This window comes from Lentzea aerocolonigenes, from assembly GCF_000955955.1.
GTDB classification, from domain to species: Bacteria; Actinomycetota; Actinomycetes; order Mycobacteriales; family Pseudonocardiaceae; genus Lentzea; species Lentzea aerocolonigenes_A.
The window spans coordinates 1-5,136 of the sequence record NZ_JYJG01000257.1 but is presented as its reverse complement, the minus strand read 5'-3'; the positions used below and the strand labels follow the sequence as shown (position 1 = coordinate 5,136).

Annotated in this window: 5 protein-coding genes; 1 reads left to right on the top strand and 4 read right to left on the bottom strand. The window is 67.7% G+C overall.

The annotated features are described in order from the left end of the window. Positions 1-18: 18 nt before the first annotated feature. The 4 genes from UK23_RS30375 to UK23_RS30360 are packed head-to-tail and all read right to left on the bottom strand — an operon-like array spanning position 19 to position 4,008. The gene (locus tag UK23_RS30375; RefSeq protein WP_045315113.1) at positions 19-2,358 is read right to left on the bottom strand and encodes a glycoside hydrolase family 65 protein; all 2,340 of its coding nucleotides are present in this window, start codon (positions 2,356-2,358) and stop codon (positions 19-21) included. After that, positions 2,355-3,032 carry an HAD family hydrolase gene (locus UK23_RS30370; protein ID WP_045315112.1) on the bottom strand — a complete coding sequence of 226 codons (678 nt, stop codon included), beginning with the start codon at positions 3,030-3,032 and terminating at the stop codon, positions 2,355-2,357. The genes UK23_RS30375 and UK23_RS30370 overlap by 4 nt, the downstream gene beginning before the upstream one ends. A gap of 7 nt (positions 3,033-3,039) precedes the next feature. Further along, positions 3,040-3,282: a hypothetical protein gene (locus tag UK23_RS30365; RefSeq protein ID WP_052685196.1), complete on the bottom strand. Its 243-nt coding sequence runs from the start codon at positions 3,280-3,282 to the stop codon at positions 3,040-3,042. 24 nt (positions 3,283-3,306) lie between these two features. Then, complete coding sequence (locus UK23_RS30360; protein WP_045315111.1) at positions 3,307-4,008, bottom strand: VIT1/CCC1 transporter family protein; 702 nt, start codon at positions 4,006-4,008, stop codon at positions 3,307-3,309. A gap of 23 nt (positions 4,009-4,031) precedes the next feature. Between UK23_RS30360 and UK23_RS30355 the strand changes: the two genes are divergently transcribed. Further along, positions 4,032-4,991 carry a zinc-binding alcohol dehydrogenase family protein gene (locus tag UK23_RS30355; RefSeq protein ID WP_045315110.1) on the top strand — a complete coding sequence of 320 codons (960 nt, stop codon included), beginning with the start codon at positions 4,032-4,034 and terminating at the stop codon, positions 4,989-4,991. Positions 4,992-5,136 lie beyond the last annotated feature (145 nt).

Below are 5,136 nucleotides of genomic sequence, written 5' to 3'. Positions count from 1 at the left end.
AATTAATGACTCAGGACACTAGTGCCTGCGCGGCTCCCGGCCGAACGGTGCAGGCGGCCGTTCGAGTTCGGGAGCCTTCGGGATCGGCATGGTCACCGGGGTGTCCGCGGTGATCGTGATCGGCTCGCCGTGGTGCTTCGTGCTGAACTCGGTGCCGTCCACGATCCGGTAGGTGGCCTCGGTCTCGCACACGTCGATCGCGATTCTGGTGCCCTGGAAGGCCATCCGGAACGAGAACCGGGTCAGCGTCTCGGGCACCCGCGGGGCGAACGTCAGTTCGCCGCCGTGGTCTCGCATGCCGCCGAACCCGGCCACCAACGCCATCCACGCACCCGCCAGCGAAGCCATGTGCAGGCCGTTGTTGACGTTGTCGTGCAGGTCGTGGAGGTCGGTGTAGGCGGCTTCGAGGAGGTAGTCGAACGCCAGGCCCGGGTGGCCGACCTCTGCGGCCAGGACGGCCTGCGTGCCCGCCGACAACGACGAGTCGCGCACGGTTCGTGCCTCGTAGTAGGCGAAGTTGCGGGCCTTCTCCTCAGGCGTGAACACGTCTCCGCGGACGTGCATCGCGAGCACGAGGTCCGCCTGTTTGATGACCTGACGGCGATACAGGTCGAAGTACGGGAAGTGCAGCAGCAGCGGGTACTTCTCCGGCGGAGTCTGCTCGAAGTCCCACTCCGCGTGTTTGGTGAAGTTGTCCGCCTGCGAGTGCACCTGCAGCATCTCGTCGTACGGAACCGCCATCGCGTCGGCTGCCGTGCGCCACGCGGCGATCTCCTCCGGTGACGCTTGGGCCTTGTCCGGGTGGCGCTCCGCGGCCTGAGCGGCGGAACGCAGGTTCTGCTGGGCGATCAGGTTGGTGTAGACGTTGTTGTCGACGATCGCCGAGTACTCGTCCGGCCCGGTCACGCCGTCGATGCGGAACCCGTCGTGCCGGTCGTGGTGGCCGAGCGACATCCACAACCTCGCGGTCTCCGCGAGGATTTCGGTGGCCTGGTCGCGTTCGAAGTCCTCGTCGTTCGTTGCGTTGAGGTACTGCTGCGTGGCGTAGGCGACGTCTCCCGAGACGTGGAACGCGGCCGTGCCCGCGGGCCAGTACGCACTGCACTCGGCGCCGTTGATCGAACGCCACGGGAACGCGGCTCCCTTGAGCCCCAGCACCTTCGCGCGGTCACGAGCCTTGTCCAAAGTGGAGTGACGCCACCGCAGCGCGTCACGCGCCGCGTCCGGCACCGTGTAGGTGAGGACCGGGAGCACGAACATCTCCGTGTCCCAGAACGCGTGGCCGTCGTAGCCCGGTCCGGTGAGGCCTTTGCCCGGAATGGCACGGGACTCCCCGCGGGCACCGGCCTGCAGGATGTGGAACAACGCGAACCGGATCGCCTGCTGCAGCTCGTCGTCGCCCTCGATCTCGATGTCGGCGACCTGCCAGAAGTCGTCCAGGAACGCTCGTTGCTCGGCCAGCAGCCCGTCCCAGCCGGTCTGGCAGGCGCCGGCGAGCGCGGCCTCGACCTGAGCTCGGAGTGCTGGGGTGGAACGCTTTCCCGACCAGCCGTAGCCGAGGTACTTGGTGAGCTTGAGGCAGCTGCCCGCCTTGACGTCGACCGCGGCCGTGAACCGGGCGAGATCGGGTTCGGCGTGGATGTCCGTCCTGGGATCGCTGTATCCACTTTCCTGGCCGTCACCGATCTCGATCTCGTGGTCCATCGCGGCGGCCATGCGCAGACCGGACACCTTGGTGTGGTGGCACAGCACGGCCCGCATCTTCTCGGCCATCGTGAAGTCGTTGACCAGCGGGGCGTCGAGCGCGGCGGCGACGCGGGGATCGTTGGTGCGGTGGATGGTCGGCTCGTTCGCGAGCAGGTCGGACTGGACGACGAGCTGCACGTCGTCCATCGGCTCGACCTCGTACCGGATGGCGGCGACCGCGCGCTGTGTGAACGACACGAGCCGTTCGCTGCGCACGATCACACGGCGGCCCGTCGGTGACTCCCAGACCGTGCGGCGGCGGAGCGTGCCGGAGCGGAAGTCGAGGACGCGTTCGTGTTCGATCGCGTTGCCGTAGCGCATGTCCAGCGGCTCGTCCTCGACCAGCAACCGGATGATCTTGCCGTCGGTCACGTTCACGACGGTCTGGCCTGCCTCGGGATAGCCGTAGCCCGCTTCCCCGTACGGCAGCTGGTGTTCCTCGTAGAAGCCGTTGAGGTAGGTGCCCGGCAGGCCTCTCGGTTCGCCCTCGTCGAGCGTGCCGCGGAACCCGATGTGGCCGTTGGCCAGCGCGAACGTGGACTCGGTGCGGTGCAGCTGGTCCACGGCGAGGCCCTGCCAGCGCAGCGCCCACGGTTCGATCGTGTAGCTCATGACAGGAGCTCGTCGAGCTCGTCGACGACCTGGTCGGCGCCGTTGGTCTTGAGGGCTTCCCTTTGGTGGCCACGGTCGACGCCCACGACGAAGCCGAAACCGCCGTCGTGGCCCGCTTTCACGCCCGCCAGCGCGTCTTCGAACACCGCCGCGTGCTCCGGTGCCGTCTTGAGCCTTCTGGCGCCTTCGAGGAACGAGTCGGGCGCCGGTTTGCCCTGGAGGTTCGACGCGGTGATGACGTTGCCGTCCACCAGTGCGTCGACGTAGTCCAGAAGGTCGCCCGCGCGCAGCACCCGCATGGCGTTGGCCGATGACGTGACGACGCCGATGGGGATGCCTGCTTTGCGGGCTTCTTGGAGGTAGCGGACGGACGCGGGGTAGGGCGTGATGCCCTCCTCGTCGATGATCTGGTTGACCAGGTCGTTCTTCTGGTCGCCGATGCGGCGGATCTCGTCCTCCGGCGGGGTGAGGCCGCGGGAGGCGAGGAAGCTGCGGACGCCGTCGTAGCGGGGCTTGCCGTCGACGTAGGCGAGGTAGTCCTGCTCGCTGAACGGCTGGCCCATGCTCTCGAACGTCTGCTTCCACGCCTTGCGGTGCAACACCGCCGTGCTCGTGAGCACGCCGTCGAGGTCGAACAGCAACGCCGTGATCTGCTCCGGGATGCCGAGGCTCATGCTTCGATCATGCACCCGTCTCGTCGTCCTCGCCGCGTTCCTCAGGACGTTCTTCAGGACGTTCTTCTGCGAGTCGTTCGTCGAGCGGGCGCGGGTGGGCCTGCTCGTACTCGGTCATCCCGTACTTGTCGGACTCGGCCCAGCCCTCTTCCGGCTCGGTCTCCAACGGGTCGTGCTTGATGTTGTCCTCGTCGAGGGCCTCGAAGTCGTCGCTGTCCTCGGACACGTACGCACCACGGTCTTCGCTCATGCCGTGGCAATACCCAGTTCGGCGCTATCCGATGCTTTGGCCGACGAGCGAGCCGATGGCGTAGGTGACACCCATGGCGACCAGGCCACCCGCGATGTTGCGCACGACGGCCCGCCGTTTCCCGGCGCCGCTGAGCTTCGCGCTGATGAAACCGGTCAGGGCGAGGGTGATGATCGCGACGACGACGGTGACCGGGACGCGGAGGCTGACCGGTGTGAACGCGATGGCGGCCAGGGGGAGGAGCGCGCCGATGGTGAAGCTGATGAAGCTCGCGATGGCGGCGCCCCACGGGTTCGTGAGCTCGTCCGGGTCGATGTGCAGCTCGGCCTCGGCATGAGCGGCCAGGGCGTCGTGCCTGGTGAGCTGTCTGGCGACCTCCTCGGCGGTTTCCGCGTCGAGTCCCTTGTTCTCGTAGATCTCCGCGAGCTCCTGCAGTTCCTCGTCCGGCATCTCACGGAGCTCCCGGCGTTCCTTGGCGAGCAGGGCGCGTTCGGCGTCGCGCTGGCTGCTGACCGAGACGTACTCGCCGCTGGCCATGGACATCGCGCCCGCGAAGAGGCCGGCGAGGCCCGCGACCAGGATCTGGGCTCGGTCCGTGGTGGCGCCGGCGACGCCCACCACGAGGCTGGCGGTGGAGACGATGCCGTCGTTCGCGCCCAGAACACCCGCGCGGAGCCAGTTCATCCGGTCGCCGGTGACCTCGTCGTGAGGCTCGTCGTGCGTCATTTTCGCAGGCTAACCTGGAGATCATGCTTTCGTGGCAGACCACGCCGTTGCGGCTCGTGGACGTGCCGGTGCCTTCGCCCGCTCCGGGGGAGTTGCTGGTGCGGGTGCTCGCTTGTGGCGTGTGCCGGACGGATCTGCACGTGGTGGACGGGGATCTGCCGGTGCATCGTCCGTCGGTCGTGCCGGGGCATCAGGTCGTGGGTGAGGTCGTGGTCGCCGCCGGCTCGTTCGTCGTCGGTGAGCGGGTCGGGATCGCCTGGTTGCGGCACACCTGTGGGGCTTGCCGGTTTTGTGTGCGCGGCGCCGAGAATCTTTGTCCGTCGTCGCTCTACACCGGGTGGGACGCTGATGGTGGATATGCGTCTTATGCGGTCGTTCCGGCCGACTACGCATTGCGGCTGCCTGCCGGGTATTCGGCTGAGGCGGTGGCGCCGTTGCTGTGCGCGGGAATCATCGGCTATCGGGCGTTGAAGCGGGCTTCGGTTCCCGACGGCGGGCGGCTGGGGATCTACGGGTTCGGCGGGTCGGCTCATCTGGCATTGCAGGTCGCGGTGGCCCGTGGGTACGAGGTGCACGTCGTGACCCGGTCCGAGGCTGCTCGTTCGCTGGCGATGTCGTTGGGGGCGGCTTCGGCATCTGCTGCCGTGCCTCCGGTTCTGCTGGACTCCGCGGTGTTGTTCGCGCCGGTCGGCACGCTGGTGCCGGCCGCTTTGGAGGCGTTGGACCGGGGTGGGACGTTGGCGATCGCCGGGATCCACCTGTCCGACGTGCCGGTTCTGAACTACTCGCGGCATCTCTTCCAGGAGCGGGAGGTCCGGTCGGTCACGGCGAACACCCGTGCCGACGCCGCCGAGTTCCTGTCGTTCTGCGCGTCGCATCGGTTGGAGGTGGCTGTGCGGCCGTATGCGCTTTCGGAGGCGAACCTGGCGCTGTCGGACCTCCGTGCGGGCCGCGTGACGGGTGCGGCTGTGCTCGTGGCGTGACGTTTTGCCTGGTCAGGGCTCAGGTGTGCAGTTTTTGTCAGACCCCCGTGGCACCATGTCGAACAGGTGTTCGTCTGTGGTGCAGGAGGTAGGTCAAGATGCAGATCGATCCCCGTCGCTGGCCGGGCCGCGTGGTGCCTACCAC

Bases quoted from the DNA above. Each gene is read 5' to 3' on its own strand.
- UK23_RS30375 (WP_045315113.1), bottom strand. From the start codon at position 2,358: ATGAGCTACACGATCGAACCGTGGGCGCTGCGCTGGCAGGGCCTCGCC.
- UK23_RS30370 (WP_045315112.1), bottom strand. From the start codon at position 3,032: ATGAGCCTCGGCATCCCGGAGCAGATCACGGCGTTGCTGTTCGACCTC.
- UK23_RS30365 (WP_052685196.1), bottom strand. From the start codon at position 3,282: ATGAGCGAAGACCGTGGTGCGTACGTGTCCGAGGACAGCGACGACTTC.
- UK23_RS30360 (WP_045315111.1), bottom strand. From the start codon at position 4,008: ATGACGCACGACGAGCCTCACGACGAGGTCACCGGCGACCGGATGAAC.
- UK23_RS30355 (WP_045315110.1), top strand. From the start codon at position 4,032: ATGCTTTCGTGGCAGACCACGCCGTTGCGGCTCGTGGACGTGCCGGTG.